The organism is Thermoleptolyngbya sp. PKUAC-SCTB121 (genome assembly GCF_016919485.1).
Lineage (GTDB): Bacteria > Cyanobacteriota > Cyanobacteriia > Elainellales > Elainellaceae > Thermoleptolyngbya > Thermoleptolyngbya sichuanensis.
Window position 1 is genome coordinate 2432079 of record NZ_CP070366.1, and the last position, 25438, is coordinate 2457516.

The window sequence follows — 25438 nt, forward strand, 5'->3', positions numbered from 1 at the left end:
ATAGAGCGATCGCCCTGTGGTTCAGGATATCGGTCTGGGGGCGATCGCCCGGATCAAAGCTAAATGAATCAAGCCAAAGGTTTATTAAAGACGGCAAATCGGGAAATTTTTCGTGAAGTGTTATGGGACTTGCGTACTCCTATTATTAAGCTTATTGAGCAATGTGCAAGCTTTCGCAGCAGCGCTGCAAAAGAGAATCGCTGCACAGCAGGCTGCACAACGACTTTGAGAGATTGAGTTGAAGGATTAAGTTGAGAGATTGAGCAGAAAGATTGAGCTGAGAAATCTCTCTGAGCAATCCTTAATAGCTGTCTTCTCCGGCGATCGCCCCGGCTTCGGCCGACTCCGCTGGGCTGGGGGAACCGCTCTGGGCGATCGCCGCTTCTCGAATGGCCTGCCAATGGCAGAACAAATCTAAACCGCTGAGATTGGCATTGAGATAGGTCTGAACGGCTTGGTCAAGCTCTTGCTGCGTTTGGGGAACAGGAATCTGGCACACAAAATCTGCCATGAAGACCTCCTTGGCGATGGGTCGCAAAACGTCAAAGCTGAGGCGATGTCTAGGTTCTCAGAAAACTTTTCAGAAAACTTTTCAGAAAACTGTCAGAACAGCCCATGTGCTTATTGTAGTCAGGGAATCTTGAAATAGTATCAAAAGATACAGTTTTTGAGACATTATTACAATTTCTCTAGAAACGCAACACATTCGACATGGGGCGTTTGCGGAAAGAAATCGACGGGCTGGGCGCGGGTGAGGCGATAGGTTCCGTTGGCACAGAGTCTCTTCAGGTCGCGGGCTAGGGTTGCCGGGTTGCAGCTCACGTAGGCAATGCGGTGCGGCAGTTGGCTGAGCAGCGTTTCCAGTACCAAGGCATCGCAGCCCTTGCGCGGCGGATCGAGCAGCACGACATCTGGCTGTTCGTCCAGCTTGGGCAGCAGTTCTTCGACCGTGCCCGCCTGGAACATCGCGTTAGCAATGTTGTTTTGATAGGCATTGGTCCAAGCTTGCTGAATCGACTCCGGATGTAGCTCGATGCCGATCGCCCGCTTGACCTGTCTAGCCAGGGGCAGGGTAAACGTGCCGATGCCGCAGTAGGCATCTACTAGGATTTCGTCGCCCTGGAGGTTGAGTTCGGAGGCGATCGCCCCTAGCAAGGCCTCCGCCTGCTCCGTGTTCACCTGAAAAAACGTCGTCGGTTGAATCTGAAACTCCAGCCCTGCAAAGATTTCCCGCAAATAGCTGCGCCCTGCAATGCAGCGCGTCTCTGGGCCAAAAATCACGTTCGTCTGCGCTGGGTTTAGGTTCAGCGCCACGCCTACCAGGTCGGGATAGCGCTGGAGCCACACCTCTGCCTGCTCCGCCAGCCCCACCAGCCCCACGTCGGTGCTCACCAGCGTCAGCAGCATTTCCCCGGTGTGTCGCCCAATCCGCAGCCCCAGATGGCGCAGCTTGCCCCGATGCAGCCGCTCGTCGTAGATGCTCCAGCCGCGGGTTTGAATATCCTGCTTCACCTCCGCCAGCAAAGGATTCAGCCGCGCATCCTGAATCGGGCACTGGTTTAGATTCACCAACTGGTGGCTGCCCTTCTGGTAATAGCCAGCGCGAACCTGGCCCGACTCGCCCCGGTCGAGGGGGTAGGTGGCTTTGTTGCGGTAGTTGAGGGAAAGCGCGGGGGAGGGGGAAAGGGGCAGAATGGGGGAGACTGGGGGATTGGCAAAGCCGCCGATGCGCTCTAGGTCTTGGGTGACGAGGTTTTGCTTGGCGACAAGCTGGGCGGCATAGCTGAGGTGTTGCCAGTGGCAGCCGCCGCACTTATCGGCCACAATGCAGGCGGGCCGGATGCGATCGCCCGATGGTTCCAATAGCTCATGCAGTTTGCCCTGGGCAAACTGTGGCTTGACGCGGATCAGTCGGGCCATGAGGCGATCGCCCACGGCCGTATCCGGCACAAACACCACCCGCCCGTCTACGCGCCCCACGCCGTCGCCGCTGTTGCTCAGGTCAGTAATCGTCAGTTCCACCAACTCGCCCTGCCGCCAGCGAGAGGGGGTATTGGGCTGGGCTGGTTGAGCGAGGGGGTCGGGCATGGGAGCGGGTCAAACCGGATTAGTTTGAAGGAGAGGGTTGATGCTGGAGACTCTCGGCAGGTGCGTGCAGGCTTGCCAAACTTCTCTGGACGGTGGCAGTTTCGGGGTGGGTCTTGCCGAGCCGCTGCTCCAGAATTTCGAGCGATCGCCGATAGAGCGTTTCTGCCTGCTCTGTTTGCTCCTGATCCTGATACAGGTTGGCCAGATTGTAGAGACTGGAGGCAACTTTGGGATGGTCGTCTCCAAGCTGCTGCATTCGGATTTCGAGCGATCGCCGATAGAGTTTTTCTGCCTCATCATAGCGGCCCTGCACCTTATACAGCAGCGCCAGGTTGTTAAGACTGGTGGCCACATCGGGATGATCGTCTCCAAGCTGCTGTCTGCGAATTTCGAGCGATCGCCGATACAGATCCGCTGCCTCCTCATAGCGGCCCTGCACGCGATAGAGCGTTGCTAGATTGTTCAGGCTGCGGGCGAGTTCTAGGGGGTCGATGCCCGGTTGCTCGCGGAGCTTGAGCGATCGCAGATAGAGCATCTCGGCTTCGTCGTAGCGGCCCTGATCCTGGTATAGCCCTGCCAAGCTGTGGAGGTCGGTGGCCACATCGGGATGCTCGACCCCGTAGAACCGTTCATCAATGGCGAGCGATCGCAGATAGAGCGCCTCGGCCTCGTCGTAGCGGCCCTGATCTTGATACAGCCCTGCTAGGTTGTGCAGATCGGTCGCCACTTCTAGATGGCGCGGGCCATAGACCTGCTCATCGAGGGCCAGCGCCCGCTGAAACAAAGGGTCCGCCTCGCAGTAGCGCCCCTCCGCCTGGTAGAGCAGCGCCAGGTTGTTGAGGGCGGTGGACACCTCAGGATGCGTCGGCCCCAGATGTTGTTCTCGCAACTGGAGCGATCGCCGAAATAACGGCTCTGCTTCGGCATAGCGCCCCTGCTTCTGGTAAATCGTGGCTAGGCGATCGAGGCTGCTGGCCAGATCTAGCGAATCGGCCTGCCGCAGTTGCCCCAAAAGTCCCTCAAACTCGGTCGTCAAATGCCGCAAGTCCTTCTGAGCATCGGCACTGGCCAGCACCTCCAGCGCGGGCAGCAGGTAAGTTTTGAGTAATTCCAGGTCGCTCATGCCATCCGCCCGCGCTGATCGAAACTGCTGCACCAGTTGCAGCGCCTGGAACCGGGCATCCTGAATTGGCGTGGTTGCGCCGTCCTCTTCGTCAGCGACATCCATAGAATCGCTCCACACCACCTCCGTCAGTGCCAGTCGGGGGCTAAACCAGCTATTCATATCCGGCATGGCGTGGATAGCAGTCTGAAAAAAGCTGGGAGTCATCCACCAGATCTGGCGCAGGGGAAGGCTGGCGTAGCGATCGCGGTGATAGTTGAGCAGTCGCAGCGCCTCTTCGAGCGGCACTTGGGGACTAAAGGCTCTGGCAAAGCCCGTAATCGAGACCACTCCGGGCGGCAACTGGCCAAGGCGCTCCAGCAGATCGGCTACGGCGATCGCTGGCGATTGGTTTGGCCGTAGCTCTAGGTCATACACCGGAATACCTCGCGGCTCCAGCGCAGCCCGCACCCGATTCATCACTTCCTGCCGCGAAAACTCCGAGCTATATTCCACCCGCGCCATGCCCGGCATCTCGCGCCCGCCCCACAGCACCAGTCGGGCGCTAATGTCGGCAATGCTGCCTGTTGATGGGGAAACCGGGTCTGCCATTGTCGCTAAATCGTGCCTCCGAGGAAACGACCCCGCCCATCGGCTTCTAGATGACCCTGCCGACCCAAAATATCCACGACCATTGGGTGTAGCCCAAACCAGCGCTGGCCGTTAAACTCCTGCACGGCCCGCGAGTTCAGCAGGGAATACATCACCGGGTCGGTCATTTGGGCTTCTTGGTCGCCTGCATAGATTCGCTTCATGCGATCCACCTTGTGGTCGTAGGTCACGACTTCTCGATCATAGGGGCTTTGTCCCAGTCGCCGCTCATAGTCGCTGCGGAGGTTGACGATTGCCGCATCTAGGTCTGTGGCGCTGATCTGAGCGGCGGCCCGCAACTGGGCCGTGTCGGCGGCGTAGTTGACCAGGGCGAACAGATCGCGCAGGTTGCCCCCAGAGGCGATCGCCACTCGCAGCCACTGGTTTTTTTCAAACAGGTTCAAATCCATCCGCGCCTGCAAGACTTTGCCCACAGCCAGGGAGCCAGGGCGATTCAGCTTGTGGTGGGGGTCGTAGACGGGCGTATCGGGAATCACAAAGCTGCAATCCATCGGGAAGGGCAGTCGCGGTGCAGCGGAGGAGTAGTACAACCCAATGGGCAGCGTAAAAATCAGATGCGTCCGCAAGTCCTGGAACAGGTTGGCATAGGTGACGAACAGTTCCTCGGTGCGCTCGGTGGGGATGCCTGCCCGGTCAAAGTCTTCGCCTACAAACAGCCACTCGTGGCCGCTGGACGATCGGAGGTGCTGGTTGCACTCATCCAGCAGGGCGTTGGCGATGTCGATCAGCTTGATCAGGCGGCTGATGCGATATTCCACCACTTCGACTTTGCGCGTGGCGGCAAACTTGATTTCGCTCTTGAGGTTGGCAAATAGCCCCAACACCTTGCCCCAGAGCGAGTCTGCCGGAAGTCCTGCGCCCGCTTCCAGTTGCATGGCGGCATCCTGGGCCTGCGATCGCATCTCGGTTTCTGTGGCAAACCAGTCCCAAATCTCCCGGAGCCGCTGGTCTGATGGGCGCTTGCCTGCGCCGCCTTGGTCTACAGGACGCGCCGTTCGCTCTGTTACCTCGGCCATCATCAACAGCAGCACATCCAGCGCCCGAAAATTGCCCGGATCGAGGGCCGTCATGGCGCTAAACCGGATGGCGCGAAACTGATCCCGGACGTGCGCCAGCAGCCGCGAAATCTCGGTCGATTTGCCCACGCCGCGATGCCCCATGACGCAGGCTTTGAAGGGAATTCCGTCGGCATAGGCCCGCCGCAAGCGCATCTGAATCCGCTGCATCCGGTCGCCACCCCGGACTTCGTTTAGCTCTTTGCGGTAGAAAGCTTTGAGTTCTTCAATGGTTTCCAGCGGCGCTTGCTGGAGCGTGCGATAGACCTCCGAGAGCGATCGCGCTGGGGTGTGTTGCAAAAGCCGGGGGCTGGGGGTCATAGCTGGGAAACCGTTGGGGAACCGCTAAAACTGCTAGGGGGGGACAGCTACAGTTGTCATCCTACTCTGGTTGTCACGCTCCGATGCGTCTGGATCGGCACGTTGGGGGTCGGCGGCTTGGGGCTGGACGTTGCGAGATTGCTTATCCAGTGGGGTTTAGGTGTGTCTAGTGGCGAACTGCACAAACAGTGTTTTGGCTCAGTCCAGCCGTTTGCGGATGGCTTTGACCTGCACGGCCCGTCCTGCCAGCGTTGCTGTATCTTTTTCAAGCTGCACGTATATTTTCCCCGACAGCGCTTTTTGCAGCCCCTCGCGCTCATAGACCCGAATCTCTTCTGAACCCTCGGTTTCTGGCGCATCCTCGCGGAGCCGATAGCCCAAGTCTGAGAGGATAGGGTCTAGCTGCTTCCAGAAGGTCTTTTTGCTTTTGAAGGGCAACTCGACGGACACCGAGCGGTTGAAGTAGGCCCCGATTAGCCCGCCCAGCAGGCCGCCCATTAGCCCGACCTGCTGCGGAACCCCTGCGATCGCCGTGTCCAGTGATAGCGCTGTGACCAGCGTAAACACAAGCGCAGTGCTGGCGAAGTAGTACAGAAATGTAGCGGTGAAACCGGGGCCAAACTGCATGGTGCGATCGCCTCAAGCGGAGTCTCTGGATGGGTTTAAATCTCCAGATCTAGACCTCCAGAAACTATCACGCTTGAGGCGTACAGTTCAACTTATTCACGCATGACTAAGAGCGGGTAAAGCCAAATTGAGTAAACCGCAGAGGACTGGAGGCATCTCGATTCATTTCTGCAAATTAATGGGCAAATAAATGGGCAAATGAATGAGGAAATCAACGAGTCAATGAATGGCGGATTTTGGAATGGCGGATTTTGATTCTCGGCTCATTGAGGCTTCAGGTAAAACACGCCCCGATAGCGCAACAAAAGTGCTGAATTAGGGACTTCCTGGGGTTTCGATAAATGTCCCTGAAAGGCGATCATACTGCCGCGATATTTTCCGAAAATGATCGATGATTGGGCGATCGCCTCAGCAGACTCAAACTCGGGCTGGGAGTTAGATGAAAAGGAATTCATGGGGGCTTCTCCTGATTTGAATAAAGACCTGAAGTGGCCTTTGGGGGTGCGTTTTGACCTATTTTGGAATTCAGCCTAATTCACCAAGATTCCAGGACGGTGCTTGTGTTTGCTGTCGCAATGGGGTGTGATTTCAATCACGATTGTTGGAGCGCGGCGAGATCGATGATTGCTCCAAGATTGCTTCAAAATGAGCAGCGTGCCATGTTCTTTAGTCCTTAAACTGGCTCATGCTCAGCCCATCCAAGCCGGGACAGAGGGCTGATGCAGAGTGGTGATCAGGTCGGAGGGTTGGGACTGGAGCGCCACCGGGCGCAGGTCAAACAGAAACTCGCCAAAGTCTGCCAGCGTGTCCAGCCCGGTCAGGTTCATCATCACTTCGACTACCAGCCAGCCAGCGGTTTTTTGAAGGAGGCGTTTCCAAGGGGTGTTCATAGCGTGATCCTCGGCAAGCGACTTTCCTGTGCCTACAAAGATTTATCGGCTGCGCCAGACGGAGTTATGCATCTTGGCAAGGATCGGGCTTCAGGCAGCGGTTCTGGCTTTGTGATCGAGGCTTTGTGAGCGATCTGGGAATGAACGTCGGGAAACGAAATTTGCAGCACGTTCGAGATAGGATTTTCGAGATTTGCGAACTATTTGCGAAATTTGCGAAACATTGAGAGGGGCTGCCGTTGCCCGCAGTCATCCTCTAGATTGGAGTCCACGAGTAGATTGGAGTCCACAAGCGATCGCCCCCAAATCGCAACAGCCCACCAGACAGAAACTCTGATCCCAGATGGCGCGTCAGGGATCTTGCGTTTGCAATGGGCTTAGCGATCGCCCCAGCAAGCGTTTCAGCAAGCGTTTCAGCAATCTTTCCAGCAATAGGGTTACGGTGCCGTGGTGAAATTCGACTTTCTGCGTCAGCAGCCTCGTAAACTGCCTGCTTCTCGTCGGTCTGCTGCGTTGCGTCGGCACGGGATACGCCAGCCGCGCCTGTGGCAGACTAGGTTGTTGGGCTGGCTGGCGTTGCCGCTGTTGGCAGGCGGGATCTATGGCACCCTGGCCAGCGACACCGCAGCCCAGTCCAAGCAGCCAGCCAGGATGCAGTCTGCGGCAATTGGGGCCGCCTGGACTCCCAACCTGGCGCAGGCAGCACCCGTGGGGGAACTGGTCACCCAGGGCAGGCAACTGGTGATCAACGGTCAAACTCTGCCGGGGGCGTGGACGGTCTGGCAGCGGCGGGTCGGTGTGGCGGATGTAGACCTGGCTCAGACGCTTGGTGTTCATTTGTTGAGCAATGCTGCGCCTCAGCAGCAGCCCGTACAGTGGTTTACAGAGCCGTTGCAACAGCCGCTTGTGTTAGGAAGCTGGCTGACCCCGCAGCATCGCTATGTGAATGTGACCGATCTGGCGCGATCGCTCGGCTGGAATGTCTCCGTCAACGGGCCATCGTTGCAAATCGTTACCCCGCGAGGGCAGATTAGTAATGTGCGACAAGGCAAGCAGGCCTGGGGCGATCGCCTGGTGGTAGATTTGAACCGGCCGATTCCCTGGCGTGTGGCCGAGGAGGCGACGAGTTTTACCGTGACGCTGGACGGGGCGATCGATCCCGCGATGGCCCAGCAGCTTGCTGAAACGCTCAACCGCGAACCGGGCAATGTCATCACGGGGCTGACGATTTCCACGGCGGGCGATCGCACGCAGATTCGAGCCAACCTCTCGGCGCGGTTGCGTCCCCGCATTTCTATGCTGCCCAACCCGGCGCGGCTGGTGATTGACGTGCGTTCGGACTCGATGCTGGAGCGCACGATCCACTGGGCACCGGGCATCACTTGGCGACAGCAATACGTTGCGGTGGGCGCGGCTCGGTTTCCGGTTTACCTGCTAGAACTAGATCTCCGCCAGCCGGGGATATCCCTGCGCCCCATCTGGACTGATCCGGAGACGGCCGTGGGCACTGCACCCCTGATTCGCACAGCCCAGCGCTGGCAGGTGGCAGCGGCGATCAATGCAGGGTTTTTTAACCGAAACAATCAGCTTCCATTGGGCGCGATTCGCACCGAAAATCGCTGGGTGTCTGGCCCGATTTTGGGACGGGGCGCGGTGGGCTGGTCTGGGGCGGGGGACTGGTTGATGAGCCGCCTGGTGCTGCGAGAGTCCGTGAGTCCGGTTGTGGCCGGAGCCGTGGGCGATCGCTTTCCCATCCTCTCGCTCAACAGCGGCCTAGTGGGAGCGGGTATCTGCCGCTATACCCGCGAGTGGGGCAGCACCTACACGCCCATCACCGATGGAGAGACGGTGGTGACCGTCCGCAACGATCAGGTGGTGGCTCGTCAAGTGGTGGCCAGCCAGGTTGCCAGCGCCCCCCAGACGGGTGATCCCTCACCGCCTGCCGATCTGCCCAGACCGACGTTTCCAATCCCGACGGATGGCTATTTGCTGGTATTGCGGGGCAACGATCTCCTAGTGAATGCCTTTGTCCCTGGCAGCAGCGTCCGCTACGAGTCGGCTACGCTACCCGCCGAATTTGACCGCTTTCCCAACATTCTGGGGGCTGGGCCGCTGCTGGTTCAAAATGGTCAAGTTGTTCTGGATGCTAGAGGAGAAGGGTTTTCGGACGCATTTATTCAGGAACTTGCGATCCGGAGTGCAATTGGCAGACGGGCAGAGGGCACTCTAATCTTGACAGCAGTCCATCCGCGAGTGGGTGGCCCTGGCCCGTCTCTGAGTGAGATGGCGCAGGTGATGCAGAGGCTTGGCTCTGTGGCCGCGCTCAACCTGGATGGTGGGAGTTCTAGCTCTCTCTATCTCGGCGGGCAGTTAATTAACCGCCCGGCCAACACGGCAGGTCGGGTTCACAATGCCATCGGTATATTCCTGCAAAACCCGCAATAAGTTGAGAAGAGCAAGTTGAAAAGAGCCAGAATGCCTCGCCGTCTAATGGTTTGCCTGCACAGTTTTGCCTGCACAGCCCTGCACAGATCAGCATTTCTTGGGATTCATTTTGCGGTGACATGCGCTTAGTTTAAAGATTAGACGAAGTTTTACCGCTGTCGTTCAAGGGGTTGATAAATCCTGCCTGGTTGGTGGAATAGACACTGGTAACCCCTGGAGAATGTTGGTATGGTTTTGCACAGGTGGGCGATCGCTCTTGGCTTGGGGTTCGGGCTTCCAGGCTTCGGGACTTTTATATCTTCTGCAAGTATTTCTTTAGGTGATCGGGTCTGGCGTGCCTATTGTCCTGATGCACATCCAAAGTTCTGAAGAGTCTTCAGGCGGCTAGCCTTTATCACGCCATTTCTGTCAACGCAGCTTTGAACGCAACTTTAGTTTCGAGCGATGTCGTTTTTAAGGAGTAAAAGACTGTGACTCAAGCAAAAGAAGTAGCGCCTTCTACCCTTCCCTCTTCACCTGCGTCCGCGCTGACGAAGGGCGTTGCAGCAACAGAACTGCGCCCCTGGGGATCGTTTACTGTGCTGGAAGAAGGTCGGGGCTACAAGATTAAGCGCATTGAGGTGAAACCAGGACATCGCCTCAGCCTTCAGATGCACCATCACCGCAGCGAGCATTGGATTGTGGTGTCTGGCACTGCCCGCGTCACCTGTGCTGAACAAGAAACCCTGTTATTTAGCAATCAGTCCACCTATGTTCCGCCCTGCACAGCCCACCGATTGGAAAATCCTGGCGTGATCCCGCTGGTGCTGATCGAGGTGCAAAACGGTGAATACCTGGGTGAAGACGACATTGTTCGCTATCAGGACGACTACGCCCGTACCCAATAGTTGCTGTGCTAAGTAGTTAATAGCATCCAACGATACCCAATAATCATTGCCAACCTGCTCAAAACGTTGAAGCAAGTTGGAGTTGTCAAAAGCCTGGAGTGGTCAGTGCGATCGCCCCAGGTTTTTGTTTTGAAACCATCTGCTCAAATTCGCGCTAGTATAGACAACGCAGTGTTGCCTATATGGCATCAGTGCGCCCGGTAACTTAGGTTTTGTTTTGTCTAAGCCTTGACGGTGCAGCAAGTCGATGGTGCAACTCAGTCCAGCCGCCGCCAGAGAAATTGAGCGGTTTCAAAGAACTCAGTCTGCTCCCACGGCGCTGTTTCGGCTAGGAGTTCAGCCGGGTGGCTGCATGGGAACAATGTATACCATCGGTTTGGCGGAAGTCTCCTCGCCGGGCGATCGCATTTACGAGTCTGAGCAAATCCGAATTGTCGTCGATGCCCAGAGCCTTCCCTATGTGGAAGGGGTTTTGCTGGACTACTCAGAAGACTTGATGGGTGGAGCGTTTCGCTTTCAGAACCCAAGGGCGATCGCCACCTGTGAGTGCGGACACTCCTTTGTTGTGGCAGATGTGTAGTCCGTATGAGCTAATCTCTTGGCTCTCTCAGCCAAATTTGACAGAACCTCGGAAAACTCGGTAAGATTGAAGACTGTGAAAACTTGACCCGTCTATCGGCAAAATACGCCAGAGTCCATGCCTACTATCCAACAACTCATTCGGAGCGAACGTCAGAAAGCAAGTTCAAAAACGAAGTCCCCGGCGCTCAAGAGCTGTCCCCAGCGCCGAGGGGTTTGCACTCGCGTCTACACAACAACTCCTAAGAAGCCCAATTCCGCCCTCCGCAAAGTGGCGCGGGTTCGCCTGACCTCTGGCTTTGAGGTGACTGCCTATATCCCTGGGATTGGCCACAACCTGCAAGAGCACTCGGTGGTGATGATTCGAGGAGGTCGGGTTAAGGATCTTCCGGGTGTCCGCTATCACATCATTCGCGGCACCCTGGACACAGCAGGTGTGAAGGATCGGAAGCAGGGCCGCTCGAAATACGGCGCGAAGCGTCCTAAGCCCGCGGCTGCTAAGTAGTGCTGCTTAGTAAGTAGTGCTGCTTAGGTTGGATCTAAGTTTTGAATTGGGCGATGCGCCAAGTCTTCTCTCGGCGGCTTCTCGAAGCTTAAGTCTGCTTGAATCTGTTGATTTAGAATAGCGTCTGACGATTTAGCTCTATTCTTCTTTACATCGGCTGCGTTAGAGCGTGTTAGGTTTTCGGAGTTTCGAGTCCGGTTCCCAGCACTTTGTATCCTGACGGGCTTACAGGCTCAAGTTGTAGGTTGCCCAAGTGCCTGTTTGCCTGGCGCTTTCATCAGGATTCTCTTCGGGTTTTGCCAGGTTTCTCTCAGTCGGTTCTATCTTTACTGTCCACTCTTCTTAAAGGTCTACAAAACACAAGGGCTACTAAAGTTATGTCTCGCCGTACCGTCATTCAAAAGCGTCCGGTTCCCCCAGACCCCAAGTACAATAGCCGCCTGGTTAGCATGATCGTTCGGCGAATCATGCGCTCAGGCAAGCGATCCCTGGCATACGGCATTGTCTATGACGCTTTTGATTTGATTCAAGAGCGAACTGGGTCTGATCCGCTCGAAACCTTCGAACGGGCAGTGAAAAATGCAACTCCTCTGGTTGAGGTGAAGGCTCGTCGGGTGGGCGGTGCGACCTATCAGGTTCCGATGGAAGTGCGATCGGATCGCGGTACGGCTCTGGCCCTGCGCTGGCTGATTCAGTTTTCTCGCTCTCGTTCTGGTCGAACAATGGCTGGGAAGTTGGCAAACGAGTTGATGGATGCTGCAAATGAGACGGGCAGTTCAATTCGTAAGCGCGAAGAAACGCACAAAATGGCTGAAGCGAACAAAGCATTTGCCCATTATCGCTACTGAGCAATCTGTTGGAACTCCTCTGGTTTTCCACTGTAGGTAGGGACTTTATCTTCTGAGGTGAAATCGCACCTTGTGATTTTCAAGGGGTGTGAACCGGGTGTGAAAGATAAAGTATAGAATCTTAACAGATGCATCACAGACGCAGTTATGCGAACATTTGGCGGCAAGCACTTAAGGAGGTAGCCGTGGCACGAAGTATCCCGCTAGAAAGAGTTAGAAACATTGGTATTGCAGCCCACATTGATGCGGGCAAAACTACCACCACCGAGCGTATCCTGTTCTACTCCGGTGTCGTCCACAAAATGGGCGAGGTTCATGAAGGAACCGCTGTCACCGACTGGATGGCTCAGGAGCGAGAACGCGGGATTACCATCACGGCAGCGGCTATCAGCACTGCTTGGACGCGCCGCGACCCGAAAGATCCCACCCAGCCGCTTGCTGGAGAGCCAGAGCATCGCATTAACATCATCGACACTCCCGGTCACGTAGACTTCACCATTGAGGTGGAACGCTCAATGCGTGTGCTGGATGGTGTGATTACGGTTCTGTGTTCGGTGGGAGGTGTACAGCCGCAGACCGAGACCGTTTGGCGGCAGGCCGATCGCTACAAAGTTCCCCGGATCGTCTTTGTTAACAAGATGGATCGCACGGGTGCGGATTTCTTCAAGGTTTATAACCAGGTGCGCGATCGCCTCCGGGCAAATGCCGTTCCGGCGCAGCTTCCCATCGGCAGTGAAGACAATCTGAAAGGGATTGTCGATCTGGTTCGGATGCGTGCTTATATCTACACCAACGATCTAGGTACAGACATCCAGGAAACGGAAATTCCCGAAGAAATTCGCGAACTGGCTGAGGAATATCGGGTCAAATTGGTTGAAGCCGCCGCCGAAACCGATGACGCGCTGACCGAAAAATACCTCGAAGGCGAAGAACTGACCGAAGACGAAATCCGGGCTGCCCTCCGCAAGGGCACGATTTCGGGTCAGATTGTCCCTATGTTCTGTGGTTCTGCTTTCAAGAACAAGGGTGTTCAACTGCTGCTGGATGCAGTGGTGGACTATCTGCCTTCTCCCCTGGAAGTTCCTCCTATTCAGGGCACTTTGCCTGACGGCAGCGTTGCGTCTCGTAATGCCGATGACGAAGAGCCTCTGGCTGCTCTAGCGTTCAAGATTATGGCTGATCCCTACGGCCGCCTGACCTTCATCCGGGTTTACTCCGGCGTGCTGACTAAGGGCAGCTACGTCTACAACGCAACTAAGGGCAAGAAGGAGCGGATTTCTCGTCTAATCGTTCTGAAGGCAGATGATCGCCAAGAAGTGGAAGAACTTCGGGCTGGCGACTTGGGTGCGGCTCTAGGTCTGAAAGATACCTTTACAGGTGACACAATCTGCGACGAGGCAAATCCAATTATTCTGGAATCTCTGTTTATTCCTGAGCCTGTGATCTCTGTCGCGGTGGAACCCAAAACCAAGCAGGACATGGAGAAGCTGTCCAAGGCTCTGCAAGCTTTGGCAGAAGAAGACCCCACCTTCAGAGTTCACGTTGATGCCGAAACGAACCAGACTGTGATTGCGGGCATGGGTGAGCTTCACCTCGACATTCTGGTGGATCGGATGAAGCGAGAATACAAGGTGGAAGCCAACGTTGGCGCGCCTCAGGTTGCCTACCGCGAGACGATCCGCAAGGCAGTTCGGGAAGAGGGCAAATTTGTTCGCCAGAGTGGTGGTAAGGGTCAGTACGGCCACGTTGTGATTGAAGTGGAGCCGGGTGAACCGGGTACTGGCTTTGAGTTTGTGTCCAAGATCGTCGGCGGTGCGGTTCCTAAGGAATACATTGGGCCCGCTGAGCAGGGCATGAAAGAAGCCTGCGAATCTGGGATTCTGGCAGGTTATCCGGTGATTGACCTAAAGGTCACGCTGGTGGATGGGTCATACCACGAGGTGGACTCTTCAGAAATGGCATTCAAGATTGCTGGATCAATGGCGGTCAAGAATGCTGTGCTGAAGGCAGCGCCTGTCCTGTTGGAACCTATGATGAAGGTTGAGGTTGAGGTTCCCGAAGATTTCATTGGGAGCGTCATTGGCGACCTCAACTCTCGTCGAGGCCAGATTGAGGGCCAGGACACCGAACAGGGTACTGCTAAGGTTACCTCTAAGGTGCCGCTAGCGGAAATGTTCGGTTATGCGACCGATATCCGGTCGAAAACCCAGGGTCGTGGCATATTCACGATGGAGTTTAGCCACTATGAGGAGGTGCCTCGCAATGTGGCTGAAACCATCATTGCCAAGAGCAAAGGGAACGCTTAACTCAGGAGAAAGGGACAAGTAAATTCATGGCACGCGCAAAATTTGAAAGAACCAAGCCTCACGTCAACATTGGTACGATTGGTCATGTGGATCACGGCAAAACGACTCTGACTGCCGCGATCACGATGACGCTGGCTGCTCTTGGGCAAGCTCAGGCTCGTAAGTATGATGAGATTGATGCTGCCCCTGAGGAGAAGGCTCGGGGCATCACGATCAATACGGCTCATGTGGAGTATGAGACTGAGAACCGTCACTATGCTCACGTGGACTGCCCTGGACACGCTGACTACGTGAAGAACATGATCACGGGTGCGGCGCAGATGGACGGCGCTATCCTGGTGGTGGCTGCTACTGATGGTGCGATGCCCCAGACCAAGGAACACATTCTGCTGGCTCGCCAGGTGGGTGTTCCCAGCATTGTGGTGTTCCTGAATAAGGTTGACCAACTGGATGACGAGGAACTGCTGGAACTGGTCGAACTGGAACTGCGTGAACTGCTCAGCGAGTACGAGTTTCCTGGTGACGACCTGCCCATCATCCGGGGTTCTGGTCTGATGGCGCTGGAAGCCATGATCAAAGATCCGAAGACTCAGCGGGGTCAAAACGAGTGGGTGGACAAGATCTACGAACTCATGGATGCTGTGGACGAATACATCCCGACTCCTGAGCGTGATATTGATAAACCTTTCTTGATGGCGGTGGAAGATGTGTTCACCATCACGGGCCGTGGCACTGTGGCAACTGGCCGGATTGAGCGTGGCAAGATCAAGGTCAACGAGGAGGTTGAGCTGGTGGGCCTGCGTGACACTCGGAAGACCACGGTGACGGGCATCGAGATGTTCAAGAAGAGCTTGGACGAGGGTTTGGCCGGCGATAACGCAGGTTTGTTGCTCCGAGGTCTCAAAAAAGAAGACATCGAGCGTGGGATGGTGATCGCCAAGCCGGGTACGATTACGCCTCATACTGAGTTTGAGGGTGAGGTGTACGTGCTGACTGAGAAGGAAGGCGGCCGCAAAACGCCCTTCTTTGCGGGCTACAAGCCTCAGTTCTATGTACGAACCACCGACGTGACGGGTACCATCAAGGCATTTACGGCTGATGATGGCAGCAATGCAGAGATGGTGATGCCGGGTGACCGCATTAAGGTGAACGTTGAACTGATCAATGCGATCGCCATTGAGCAGGGAATGCGCTTTGCGATCCGTGAAGGCGGCCGCACCATCGGTGCAGGCGTGGTCTCGAAGATCATCAAGTAGTTCCTTTTGAGCGCTACTCCGGCTTTTTCTGGATGTGAGGCCGGAGTAGTGCTTTTAGAGGGTCAATTTTTGATTCCTAGCCTTCGGTTACGTAACTCTGAACCTTGAAATTTGGATAGTTTTAGATGGCAACTCTTCAGCAGCAAAAAATTCGGATTCGCCTAAAGGCGTTTGACCGTCGTCTTTTGGATACCTCCTGCGAAAAAATTGTGGAAACGGCAAATCGCACGAACGCTACAGCGATTGGCCCTATTCCAATGCCCACCAAGCGGCGGATTTATTGTGTCCTGCGATCGCCCCACGTTGACAAAGACTCCCGCGAACACTTCGAGACACGCACTCACCGCCGGATTATCGATATTTATCAGCCTTCCTCCAAGACAATTGACGCGCTGATGAAGCTAGATTTGCCAGCAGGCGTGGATATCGAGGTCAAGCTGTAAAGTGTGGCTCAAAGCCTCAGCACTGGGCTTCCCCGCATTAACAGCCTTTTTTTTGAATGAGCTATGAAATATTTCTGGAGAGTGGTGTTTAGTAGCGCTTTCCAGAAATTTTTGCATTTGGTTTTTCCAAACTTTAGTTTGGACTAATGGTGAAGAGGAAGGCAGTCAATGAGAAGCACCGACTGCCGTAAGGTCAATGAAGTACAACCAACATTGACCCCATGATTTTCAACGAACTTCAGCAATTTCGCCAAACGTTGTATGCCAGCTTGGGAAACGCCAGAGATGCCCTGTTTGATCTGATGGATGCCGTGTTAGTGAGTGCGTGCATCGTGTCGTTTGTGAGGCTATCGCAGAGTCCTGTCTTTCGTCGCCAGTGGTCGAGCCCCTATGAAGCGTTGCGCGATAGCCGCCTACCCCGATCAAAGGTGCTGAAGCTGTTGGTGCAGCAGATACCGACTCAGCAGCAACCGTTGTTGGCAGGTGATGCGAGTCGGTGGAACCGTCCTGCTGCCAGGCGTTTGAAAGACCGCACCTTATCAGGCAGAACAGGACATGCCCCGATAGCCGGACAAAACTACAGTACCTTAGCCTGGATTGCTGAAGACAGGGGCAGTTGGGCATTACCATTGCGGCATGAGCGCATCACCAGCTTTGAAACACCCGCCAGTAAAGCGGCATTCCAACTCAAACAAGTGACTCGGCAGTTAGCGGTGCGTCCGTTGGCGATCTACGACCGAGGGTACGGCAATGCCAGTTTTGTCAACCAAACGGCAGGGATTGAGGCAGACTTGCTGCTGCGGGTTACATCCAATCGATGTGTCTATGGCGCGCCCCCAGCGTATCGAGGGCGAGGCGCACCTGCCAAGCATGGACATAAGATGAAACTCAATGACCCTGACACTTGGAGTGTCCCGGTCGAAACCGTTGAAGTCGATGATCCCAACTGGGGACGAGTGCGGGTCAGTCGTTGGAGTGCATACCATTTCCGCAAATCCCCCAAACGGGCAATGGAAGTGTTGCGCGTGGAGGTGCTGGAGACACAGAGCAGCACGCGACGCTTGGCTCCTTTGTGGTTAGTTTGGCTGGGTGAGCAGATGCCTCCGTTAGAAACCCTGTGGTTGCACTACCTCTGTCGCTTTGCCATTGAACACTGGTATCGCTTTGCCAAGCAGAGGCTATATTGGACACATCCCCAGTTCAGTTCTGTATCGGCAACCGAACAGTGGAGCAGCCTGATGCCGTTGCTCAGTTGGCAGTTGTGGTTAGCGCGAAAGGACTGTACTGACCACCCCTTGCCCTGGCAGGCACCGCAAGAAACGTTGACTCCGGGTCGGGTCGCACAAGCGTTTGCAGGCATTTTGGCAGCGATTGGCACCCCTGCTCCTGCGCCTAAACCTCGTGGTAAATCGCCAGGACGAGGCAAGGGGCACAAGCCAACTCCTCGTCCCTGCTATCCGATGGTCAAAAAACGAGCCTCGAAACGCAAGACATCCGAACAATCCCTGAACAGTCCGGTTGCAACAGCAGCTTAACTGCGAGCAGGATTGTATCCAATTCCTTAAGTTCAACTGTTATGAACGGTTGAGCAGATTCTTTATGGCATCCTGTTGAGCATTATTGTGATGCCAGTTAGTCCAAACTAAAGTTCCAAAGCGTGTCCTAGATTAAGCCCAGGGGCGCAAGGCAATGTGTTTTGCCGCCTGTCTCTGTACCTTTGTCCCTATCTATACCTATTCGGGGGTCACGTAGGCTGCTGTGATGCCGCCATCTACCGTGAAGGTCGCGCCGTTGACGAAGGACGATTCATCGCTGGCCAAGAAGAGGGCCGCCTGCGCCATTTCAACTGCCTTGGCAAAGCGTCCTGGGGGAATATGCACCAGGCGGCGCTGGCGACGGGCTGGATCTGCCAGTAGCTCTTGCAGCAGCGGCGTTTCTACCGGGCCGGGGCAGAGGGCGTTGGCGCGGATGTTTTGCCGGGCGAATTCGACGGAGATTTCTCGCGTCATCGACAACACGCCTCCCTTGCTGGCTGTGTAGGCGATTTGCGCGGTTGCTGCGCCCATCAGCGCCACAAACGATGCAGTGTTGATAATTGAGCCGCCGCCAGCCCGCAGCAGCGCTGGAATGCCGTACTTGCAGCCGAGAAACACGCCTTTGAGATTGATATCAATGGTCAGATCCCAGATGTCTTCTTCGGTTTCTAGCACTGAGCCGTCTGCCGCGTGAAAGATGCCTGCATTGTTAAACAGTACATTTAGCTTGCCGTAGGCTGCCTCAGCTGCCTCAATCATCGCCTTTGCGTCTGCCGCTTTGGAGACATCTGCCTGAATGGCGATCGCCTCTCCACCCGCTGCCTCAATTAGGCTAACCGTTTCCGTCGCCGTGGCCAGGTTTACATCACACACCGCCACCTGTGCGCCCTCTTTGGCAAAGAGAATCGCAGACTCGCGCCCGATGCCGCTTCCGGCTCCAGTAATCAGGGCAACTTTATTTGATAGACGCATGTTTAGGATTTAGGGGTTAGGGGTTAAAAGGAGAATACTGAGCGTTGCAGCCGGGGTCATGGTTTGGCTCTGGCGGCTTCTACGAGTGACTGAAACAATCGCTGGTGGTTGGGGTCGGCGGGCGACAGTTCTGGATGCCACTGGACGGTGAACAGCCACGGATGGTGCTTGTGCTCTAGCGCTTCAATCAGTCCGTCGGCAGCGTGGGCGACAGTCTGCCAGCAATCCGGCAAGGTTTTAATCGCCTGGTGATGCCAAGAGACGACCGTAAGATGCGTAGTGCCCAGCATCTGGGCCAGGCGGCTGCCGGGTTGCACCTGGGCGGGATGCTGCACCGGGCGACGGGGATGATCGAGCCGGTGGGTGACCGACTCGCCATAGACATCCGGCACATGGGTAATCAGCGTGGCTCCACTGGCGACACTGATGACCTGCATTCCCCGGCAGATACCCAGCGTCGGTACGTTCGCGGTCAAAGCTGCCTTTGCCAAAGCCAGCTCGAACTCGTCGCGCTCCTCGTCTACCAGGTAAATCGTGTGGTGCGGTTCGCCGCCATAGGCGCTGGGGTCGATATCGCCGCCGCCAGAAAAAATTAGCCCATCCAGAGTGTCTAATAGCGCGGTCGGGTCGGCTTGGACGGGCGGCAGCAGCACGGGAAACCCGCCCGCAAGCTGCACGGCATCGACGTAGGTGGCAGGCAGGGTAAACTCGCCTGCTTCGCTGCGGCTGTAGGTGGTGATTCCAATCAGGGGCGATCGCATTCGGTCAGGAAACGCACAGTGGGTAGATACACTTGATAGATATGGCAGATACGCTCTATCCGTCAATGCCGAGCCATCAGCATGGGCTAGATCGACGAGGACTCTGGGGAGGATTTGGGCATCATAGCAAGCGGCAGCCTCACGGTAAACGTTGTTTTTTGAAATGGGGTCGATTGACAGGTCAGAGTGCCCCTGTGGCGCTGCTCGACGATTTGACGGCAAATGGCCAGCCCCAGCCCAGTACCCTTGCCCGTGGGCTTGGTGGTAAAAAACGGCTCAAACAGGCGGGCCTGTCGTTCGGGCGAGATGCCAGGGCCATTGTCAGAAATATCAATCTGCACGTCGGTGTCGTTGGCTAAACTCACCTGCATCCAAATGGTGGGACAAAAATCATGTGCTGGACTGCTGTGTTTAGAATAGATGACTTGTTTAGAATAGGTGACTTGTTTAGAATGGATGCCCTCTTCAAGCGCATCAATCGCGTTCACCAGCAGATTCATAAACACCTGATTGAGCAGTCCTGGATAGCACTCGATTTCAGGAATTGCCTGATATTCTTTGATTAATTGAATCGGCGGGCGATCGCGCTTTGGCTTGAATCGATGACCGAGAATAACCAGAGTATTTTCTAGTTCTTGAACCAGATTTGTAGCCCGCCGAACAGACTCATCCATGCGAGAAAAGTTGCGAAGCTGCTGGGTGATTTCTAAAGCGCGATCGCCCCCCATTTTCATGGATCGAATCAGCTTCGGCAGGTCTTCTGCAATAAAGTCTAAATCGACGCTGGCGATCGCCTGCTGAATCTCTGCTGCTGGCTCTGGATAGTGTTTCTGATAAAGCCGCAGAATGCTGAGCAAGTCTTCGGTTTGGGCGCTGGCATGGCTGAGGTTCCCCACGACGAAATTGAGGGGATTGTTTACCTCATGGGCGACACCTGCCACCATTTGACCCAGCGTGGCCATCTTATCAGTCTGAATCAGGCTATGGGTGGCGATGGCGATCTCTGAGCGGGGCTTGACGATAAACACCTTCCAGTAGACTTTGGGAACTTGAAACAGCGAGGCGATCGCCATTTCTTGCAGCAGTTCATCTTGCTCTAGCTCAAACTTTTGCTGGAGATAATCCGTGCGATCGCTGCTATTTGATATCGTCAAAATCGTTGCCAACCGCTGCTCATCTTCGGGGCTGATTTCTTTACTTTCAGCGCTCAGCATGGGCATCGTCGCATTTGGCAAAGTGGGCAGACTTTGAAGTGGTTGAAAAGTCTGTTCATCTGCCAGTTGCGCTGCCTTGAGGAGTGGCAAGAAGAGCGGTTTTTTCTCGACCATTTCCTGCAAGGTGATAAACGTTTCGACGGCTTTTCCGCTGGCGTGAGTCTGCGTTTTTTTCACCCAATCTGGCTTGGGGAAGGCAATAAACTGATTGCCATAGTCCAGCACGATAATGTAGCCGCCTGTCTTTTTCTGCCACAGATTGACGGTCTCTTGCAGCCCTTCTAGCTTGAGATCAACCGTCACCACGCCTAAAAAAGCGCCCTGGCGATAGGCCGGGGCAGTGCAGGTAATCATCAGTTCGCCAGAGTGGGGGTCCATGTAGGCTTTGCTCCAGACGCACTGCCCAGGCTTGGCATACTTCCCTGCGAAGTACCATGCTTCCTGGTGATAGCCCACCTCGCACTGGTTATAGTCATCGAAAAACTGGAGCCGCCCATCGGCATCACGTCCCCAAAAGAAGCTCTGGCGCTCGCGATCGCCCGCGAAGGCATACGGCTCGAACCAGACCCCACCACCGGCGATCGCCCCGTCATTTTGAAAATTCAACAGCGGCGGGATCACCTGCTGCATCAGGGATTCTACGGTCGGTAGCGTTTCTGCCATCGTGGACATCGCGCGGGCTAGCGCCTCAATTTCACGAACCCGCGTATACAAATTCAGCACAAAGGCATTACCGATCTGGTCGGTAACTTGGGAGGATTCTCTCAAAAAGGTGCTGGCCGCAGTTCGCTCCGGAGGTTGTAAAAGAGCCATTCCAAATAAGCGTTGTAAGCGTTGATGGGTCGGATTGTTTACTCGAGTCTCGCAGCACCCCAATTTTGTTGAAATTTTGCCCAAAGGCTTATTGTAGGACTGTCTTCGTTGAAGTATCGTGTCTAATGTACCTGCTCAGCAAAATGTGCTGCCTGCGCCCCGAACGCCAAAGTCTAATGGACTGCGCCTTCTAACCTCTCAGCATGGCAAATCTTCTGCGAGTTGTCCAAGTGAAAATTCGGAGGAAATGTAAGGGGCTTATGAACTGAATCTGGGTTTCTGCACTGATTCCCCTACCGCTCTAGCAGCTTAAACGCGGCTTCTAGCGTGTCGGCTTCGGCGGCGGGCTTGTCGGTGCGCCAGCGCAGAATGCGGGGAAAGCGGACAGCAATGCCCGATTTGTGGCGAGTGGAGCGGAGGATGCCTTCAAAGCCAATCTCGAACACCTGCACAGGTTCGACCGATCGCACGGGTCCAAACTTTTCGATCGTGTGCTTGCGAATCCACTTGTCGAGGGCTTCGATTTCGGCGTTGTCCAACCCAGAATAGGCTTTCGCAAAGGAGACCAGCGTTCCCTCGTGCCACAGGGCAAAGGTGTAGTCGGTAAACAGGTTTGCCCGCTTGCCGCTGCCCGCTTGGGCGTAGATCAGCACCGCATCCAGCGTCATAGGTTCTACTTTGTATTTCCACCAGTAGCCGCGCTTTCGCCCAACCAGGTAGGGGCTGTTCGCCGACTTCAGCACCAATCCCTCTGCACCACATTCGCGAGAGCGTTCCCGGAGCGATCGCAATTCATCTATTGAACTGAACGATAGGCTGCTGGATAGTGTGACAAAAGTTGGATCGGCAGCTTGCAAGACAGATTCTAATAGGGTGCGGCGATCGCCCAGTTCTTTTTCGCGAATGTCTTCACCGTTGCATTCCAGCAGGTCGTAGGCGATGAAGTGAACCGGGTTCTCCTGCATTATCTTTTGCGTGACGCGCTTTCGTCCCAGTCGCTTTTGTAAATGGTTGAAGCCAAGGGGCTGACCATTCGCCCAGCACAGGATTTCACCGTCGAACACCAGTCCGTCGGGTAGCGTTAGAAAATAGGATGCCAGTTCAGGAAACTGATCGGTGACTAAATCTTCGCCGCGTGACCAGATGAAGACCTGTCCTGCACGGCGGATAATTTGCGCCCGGATGCCGTCCCATTTCCACTCGGCCCACCAGCGCGAAAAGTCTTCCGTGGCGAATCGGTCTTCTTCTAGCGGCGATGCCAGGAAAAACGGATAGGGGCGTGTCGGCGAACTGAGCGCTTCTGCGGCTTCAATCTGCGTCAGGTGTTGAAAAAACTCGACTGTCGGCTCAAAGTCGCCCATCAGCCGATGTGCCATCACGGGTTCGGGAATGTTAAACTCCTGGGCGATCGCCCGAATCACCAGCTTCTCGGACATGCCCATGCGAAACGCGCCCGTCAGCACCTTGTTCAGCACAAACACGCCCGCCGGAGTCAGGGCTGCCCACCACGACACTACCAGGTCTTTTAGGTCTTCTTCCGACTCGACCTGCTTTGCTTGAGGAATGATCTCCTCCATCCACAGGTGCAGGGGCAGGTTCTCAGCCGTCTGGGCCAGGGGTGTCGTTGGTGTCGCTAATTGCAGAGTGGCGTGGCTTTGCATCAGCAGCGCAATCACCTCAGCCGAGTCGCCGACCTGCGCGTAGCAGTCTTCAAACAGCCATTCGGGAATGTCGGAAATTTGCAGGAAAATATCCCGCAGCACCCGCGAGGTGATCAGCCGCTTGCGCGTTTTACCCAGCAGCAGGTACAGCGCCCAGACGGAATTTGCGGCATTTTCTTCGCGCAGATATCGCCGTAGCGCAGCAACCTTGGCGTTGGTCGAGGTCGTTGCGTCAATTTCCTGAAATAGCTGGGTAAACCGCTGCATCCACGGATTATGGCGTTTGCGATTCTTGCCGGTCAAGCTGGGCGATCGCCGTTACCAGTTCCCCCGGCTCCTGCACCAGGGCATCGGGGTGGCAGGCGGCCAGCGCAGCAGTGGAATTGAAGCCCCAGCCCACGGCAATAACTGGAATGGCGATCGCCTGGGCCGCCTCAATATCCCGCGTCTCGTCGCCCACATACACCAGCGAAGCCGGATCAATCTGATGTTGGCGAGCAATGCGGCGGATGCTGCGCCCTTTGCCAAACAGCGCGACACCCGGCTGAATGTAATCAAACAGTCCTTCCATTTGATGATTTCGCAAAAAGGCGACGACGTTATCGGCTGTGTTGGACGTAACAATGCCCAGGCGATGTCCCTGCTGCTGGAGCAGCACTAGCGCTGCCTGAATTCCGGCGATGGGCTGGAGATGGTTAATTTCCTGGCTCATTTCCAACTTTAGGCGGCGCAGCAGCAGCGGCAGCCGAAACATGGGGATGTTGGACTGGCGAATGATTTCTCGCGAACTCAGGTTTTGCAGCCGCTTGATCTCGCTGGGGCTGGCAGGTTCGTAGCCAAATTCGCGGGCGAGTCGATTGGTAATTTGCAGCACCGCATCGAAGGAATCTGCAATGGTGCCATCGAAATCAAACAGGATGGTTTTCACAAGAGCCGAATCGGGAGGGGTGGATATTACCGCCTGAGATGGGTGAATGGTCGGGCAATCTGTCGCTAGGATCGCAGTAAACCGGGATAGATTAGAAGTTTAAGCAAAAGCTTGGGCAGATCTGAGCGAGATCTGCGTGAGTTTAACAGCAACTTAAACTAGAAACTGAACCTTCATCATAAGCTGCGGGGTGAGCGATCGCCCGATGGCAAGGTTAAATCTCTAGAGAGTCAAAACTCTAGAGCGTCAAAACAGAGAGGCAAAACCGCAGATTCATAAGCCCTCATTAGCCCTCATCAACTCATTAGCCCTCATCAACTAGGTCCTTATTACATACGGTGATGCACGATGGAAAATAACCTGCGAGTCGGCAGTCTTTTTGGCATTCCTTTTTACATCAACCCGTCCTGGTTTTTGGTGCTGGCGCTGGTGACGTGGAACGACGGAAGCTGGCTGAGCTATCAGTTTCCCCAACTGGGGCCGCTGGCCTGGGTGCTGGGGCTGGTGACGGCGCTCCTGCTGTTTGCGTCAGTGCTGGCCCATGAATTGGGGCATAGCTGGGTGGCGCTGCGCCAGGGCACGGAGGTAAAATCCATCACGCTGTTTATCTTTGGCGGGCTGGCTAGCCTGGGCGAAGAATCGAAAACGCCGGGTGAGTCGTTTCGAGTGGCGATCGCCGGGCCCCTGGTGAGCCTGTTTCTGTTTGGCGTGCTGCACGCCATCGGCAGCTTCAGCGGTATTACTGGGCCGCTGGCGGCGATGGTGGCGCTGCTGTCCTATGTGAACCTGGCTCTGGCCATTTTCAACATGATTCCGGGGCTGCCGCTGGATGGGGGCAACGTGCTGAAGGCGATTGTCTGGAAGATTACGGGCAAACCCTATCGGGGTCTGGCCTTTGCCAGCCGTGTCGGTCAGGTGTTTGGCTGGCTGGGGATTGGGCTGGGGCTGGCAGCGACGCTGGGGCTGACGAATATTGGCAGCGTGTGGACGCTGCTGGTGGGCTTTTTCTTGCTGCAAAATGCGGGGCGATCGGCGCAGGCAGCCAGCGTGCAAGAACTCATGAGCGGCTTGACCGCTGCTGATGCAGTCATTCCCAATAGCCCGATTGTGCCGGCCCAAAGCTCTCTGCGCGAGTTTGCAAACAATCACATCATCGGCAATCCGGTGAGTTGGAAAAAATATCTGGTCACAGATGAAGCGGGTAAGCTGGCAGGCGAAATCTGGGTGGATGATATGAAGCAAGTGCCTACCAACGACTGGTGGGATGTGTCGGTGCAGTCGTTGGTGAAGGCTGCTGAAGGAGTTCAGACAGTGCCCGCGACTGCGCCGCTGCTGGAAGTCATCGACCTGCTGAGCGAGCAGGTTCCCGCGCTGGCGGTGGTGAAACCGGAAGATGGTTCGGTGCTGGGGCTGCTGGAAAAGTCGTCGATTTTGATGGCGCTTCAAAAGAAATCTGAAGCTCAGCCTGCCTAATTTGGGGATGATTGAGATAAGGGCTTCGGGAGTGCCTTGCAGAGATGCCTTGCAGAG

Annotated in this window: 21 protein-coding genes; 10 read left to right on the top strand and 11 right to left on the bottom strand. The window is 55.6% G+C overall.

Going from position 1 to position 25438, the window contains the following annotated elements:
- Positions 1 to 301: 301 nt before the first annotated feature.
- From JTM80_RS10230 to JTM80_RS10255, 6 genes are all read right to left on the bottom strand, one after another.
- A complete protein-coding gene (locus tag JTM80_RS10230) occupies positions 302 to 511 on the bottom strand; it encodes a hypothetical protein (RefSeq protein ID WP_172358201.1) in 210 nt (69 codons plus the stop codon).
- 167 nt (positions 512 to 678) lie between these two features.
- Entirely contained in the window at positions 679 to 2088 is a 1410-nt protein-coding gene (gene rlmD, locus JTM80_RS10235) for a 23S rRNA (uracil(1939)-C(5))-methyltransferase RlmD (RefSeq protein ID WP_172358200.1), read from the bottom strand.
- A gap of 19 nt (positions 2089 to 2107) precedes the next feature.
- Entirely contained in the window at positions 2108 to 3802 is a 1695-nt protein-coding gene (locus tag JTM80_RS10240; RefSeq protein ID WP_205371125.1) for a tetratricopeptide repeat protein, read from the bottom strand.
- Between the two features lie 5 nt (positions 3803 to 3807).
- Positions 3808 to 5238: a hypothetical protein gene (locus tag JTM80_RS10245; protein WP_225906819.1), complete on the bottom strand. Its 1431-nt coding sequence runs from the start codon at positions 5236 to 5238 to the stop codon at positions 3808 to 3810.
- Positions 5239 to 5436: 198 nt separating this feature from the next.
- Positions 5437 to 5865: a hypothetical protein gene (locus tag JTM80_RS10250; RefSeq protein ID WP_172358199.1), complete on the bottom strand. Its 429-nt coding sequence runs from the start codon at positions 5863 to 5865 to the stop codon at positions 5437 to 5439.
- A gap of 689 nt (positions 5866 to 6554) precedes the next feature.
- Positions 6555 to 6755, bottom strand: coding sequence for a hypothetical protein (locus JTM80_RS10255; protein WP_172353199.1), 201 nt, complete (start codon positions 6753 to 6755; stop codon positions 6555 to 6557).
- Positions 6756 to 7202: 447 nt separating this feature from the next.
- Between JTM80_RS10255 and JTM80_RS10260 the strand changes: the two genes are divergently transcribed.
- From JTM80_RS10260 to JTM80_RS10300, 9 genes are all read left to right on the top strand, one after another.
- A complete protein-coding gene (locus JTM80_RS10260; RefSeq protein WP_205371126.1) occupies positions 7203 to 9200 on the top strand; it encodes a phosphodiester glycosidase family protein in 1998 nt (665 codons plus the stop codon).
- Between the two features lie 527 nt (positions 9201 to 9727).
- Positions 9728 to 10087 (top strand): cupin domain-containing protein, encoded by a 360-nt coding sequence (locus tag JTM80_RS10265; protein ID WP_225906850.1) that lies wholly within the window; start codon positions 9728 to 9730, stop codon positions 10085 to 10087.
- A 247-nt stretch (positions 10088 to 10334) separates the two neighbouring features.
- Complete coding sequence (locus JTM80_RS10270; protein ID WP_172358197.1) at positions 10335 to 10667, top strand: iron-sulfur cluster assembly accessory protein; 333 nt, start codon at positions 10335 to 10337, stop codon at positions 10665 to 10667.
- Positions 10668 to 10784: 117 nt separating this feature from the next.
- On the top strand, positions 10785 to 11171 hold the full coding sequence (gene rpsL, locus JTM80_RS10275; RefSeq protein WP_068507464.1) for a 30S ribosomal protein S12: 387 nt from the start codon (positions 10785 to 10787) through the stop codon (positions 11169 to 11171).
- A 377-nt stretch (positions 11172 to 11548) separates the two neighbouring features.
- The gene (gene rpsG, locus JTM80_RS10280; protein ID WP_172358196.1) at positions 11549 to 12019 is read left to right on the top strand and encodes a 30S ribosomal protein S7; all 471 of its coding nucleotides are present in this window, start codon (positions 11549 to 11551) and stop codon (positions 12017 to 12019) included.
- A 185-nt stretch (positions 12020 to 12204) separates the two neighbouring features.
- Positions 12205 to 14325, top strand: a complete 2121-nt coding sequence (gene fusA, locus JTM80_RS10285; RefSeq protein WP_172358195.1) for an elongation factor G — start codon at positions 12205 to 12207, stop codon at positions 14323 to 14325.
- Between the two features lie 26 nt (positions 14326 to 14351).
- Entirely contained in the window at positions 14352 to 15581 is a 1230-nt protein-coding gene (tuf, locus tag JTM80_RS10290; protein WP_172358194.1) for an elongation factor Tu, read from the top strand.
- 125 nt (positions 15582 to 15706) lie between these two features.
- Positions 15707 to 16024 (top strand): 30S ribosomal protein S10, encoded by a 318-nt coding sequence (gene rpsJ / locus JTM80_RS10295; RefSeq protein ID WP_068507455.1) that lies wholly within the window; start codon positions 15707 to 15709, stop codon positions 16022 to 16024.
- Positions 16025 to 16245: 221 nt separating this feature from the next.
- Positions 16246 to 17559: an NF041680 family putative transposase gene (locus JTM80_RS10300; protein WP_205369863.1), complete on the top strand. Its 1314-nt coding sequence runs from the start codon at positions 16246 to 16248 to the stop codon at positions 17557 to 17559.
- 198 nt (positions 17560 to 17757) lie between these two features.
- Here JTM80_RS10300 and JTM80_RS10305 read toward each other — a convergent pair whose 3' ends face one another.
- The 5 genes from JTM80_RS10305 to JTM80_RS10325 form a co-directional block, all read right to left on the bottom strand.
- Complete coding sequence (locus tag JTM80_RS10305; RefSeq protein ID WP_172358193.1) at positions 17758 to 18531, bottom strand: glucose 1-dehydrogenase; 774 nt, start codon at positions 18529 to 18531, stop codon at positions 17758 to 17760.
- 56 nt (positions 18532 to 18587) lie between these two features.
- Positions 18588 to 19292, bottom strand: coding sequence for a gamma-glutamyl-gamma-aminobutyrate hydrolase family protein (locus JTM80_RS10310; RefSeq protein ID WP_172358192.1), 705 nt, complete (start codon positions 19290 to 19292; stop codon positions 18588 to 18590).
- 86 nt (positions 19293 to 19378) lie between these two features.
- The gene (locus JTM80_RS10315) at positions 19379 to 21319 is read right to left on the bottom strand and encodes an ATP-binding protein (protein ID WP_205371127.1); all 1941 of its coding nucleotides are present in this window, start codon (positions 21317 to 21319) and stop codon (positions 19379 to 19381) included.
- A gap of 293 nt (positions 21320 to 21612) precedes the next feature.
- Positions 21613 to 23247, bottom strand: coding sequence for an ATP-dependent DNA ligase (locus tag JTM80_RS10320; RefSeq protein ID WP_172358190.1), 1635 nt, complete (start codon positions 23245 to 23247; stop codon positions 21613 to 21615).
- A gap of 7 nt (positions 23248 to 23254) precedes the next feature.
- Complete coding sequence (locus JTM80_RS10325; protein WP_172358189.1) at positions 23255 to 23908, bottom strand: HAD hydrolase-like protein; 654 nt, start codon at positions 23906 to 23908, stop codon at positions 23255 to 23257.
- Positions 23909 to 24256: 348 nt separating this feature from the next.
- Here JTM80_RS10325 and JTM80_RS10330 point away from each other — a divergent pair, with 348 nt between their 5' ends.
- Positions 24257 to 25381, top strand: coding sequence for a site-2 protease family protein (locus JTM80_RS10330; protein ID WP_172358188.1), 1125 nt, complete (start codon positions 24257 to 24259; stop codon positions 25379 to 25381).
- Positions 25382 to 25438 lie beyond the last annotated feature (57 nt).

Excerpts from the sequence above, each read along its gene's own strand:
- JTM80_RS10230 (WP_172358201.1), bottom strand. The coding sequence starts at position 511 with ATGGCAGATTTTGTGTGCCAGATTCCTGTTCCCCAAACGCAGCAAGAG.
- rlmD (WP_172358200.1), bottom strand. The coding sequence starts at position 2,088 with ATGCCCGACCCCCTCGCTCAACCAGCCCAGCCCAATACCCCCTCTCGC.
- JTM80_RS10240 (WP_205371125.1), bottom strand. The coding sequence starts at position 3,802 with ATGGCAGACCCGGTTTCCCCATCAACAGGCAGCATTGCCGACATTAGC.
- JTM80_RS10245 (WP_225906819.1), bottom strand. The coding sequence starts at position 5,238 with ATGACCCCCAGCCCCCGGCTTTTGCAACACACCCCAGCGCGATCGCTC.
- JTM80_RS10250 (WP_172358199.1), bottom strand. The coding sequence starts at position 5,865 with ATGCAGTTTGGCCCCGGTTTCACCGCTACATTTCTGTACTACTTCGCC.
- JTM80_RS10255 (WP_172353199.1), bottom strand. The coding sequence starts at position 6,755 with ATGAACACCCCTTGGAAACGCCTCCTTCAAAAAACCGCTGGCTGGCTG.
- JTM80_RS10270 (WP_172358197.1), top strand. The coding sequence starts at position 10,335 with ATGGTGCAACTCAGTCCAGCCGCCGCCAGAGAAATTGAGCGGTTTCAA.
- rpsL (WP_068507464.1), top strand. The coding sequence starts at position 10,785 with ATGCCTACTATCCAACAACTCATTCGGAGCGAACGTCAGAAAGCAAGT.
- rpsG (WP_172358196.1), top strand. The coding sequence starts at position 11,549 with ATGTCTCGCCGTACCGTCATTCAAAAGCGTCCGGTTCCCCCAGACCCC.
- tuf (WP_172358194.1), top strand. The coding sequence starts at position 14,352 with ATGGCACGCGCAAAATTTGAAAGAACCAAGCCTCACGTCAACATTGGT.
- rpsJ (WP_068507455.1), top strand. The coding sequence starts at position 15,707 with ATGGCAACTCTTCAGCAGCAAAAAATTCGGATTCGCCTAAAGGCGTTT.
- JTM80_RS10300 (WP_205369863.1), top strand. The coding sequence starts at position 16,246 with ATGATTTTCAACGAACTTCAGCAATTTCGCCAAACGTTGTATGCCAGC.
- JTM80_RS10305 (WP_172358193.1), bottom strand. The coding sequence starts at position 18,531 with ATGCGTCTATCAAATAAAGTTGCCCTGATTACTGGAGCCGGAAGCGGC.
- JTM80_RS10310 (WP_172358192.1), bottom strand. The coding sequence starts at position 19,292 with ATGCGATCGCCCCTGATTGGAATCACCACCTACAGCCGCAGCGAAGCA.
- JTM80_RS10315 (WP_205371127.1), bottom strand. The coding sequence starts at position 21,319 with ATGGCTCTTTTACAACCTCCGGAGCGAACTGCGGCCAGCACCTTTTTG.
- JTM80_RS10320 (WP_172358190.1), bottom strand. The coding sequence starts at position 23,247 with ATGCAGCGGTTTACCCAGCTATTTCAGGAAATTGACGCAACGACCTCG.
- JTM80_RS10330 (WP_172358188.1), top strand. The coding sequence starts at position 24,257 with ATGGAAAATAACCTGCGAGTCGGCAGTCTTTTTGGCATTCCTTTTTAC.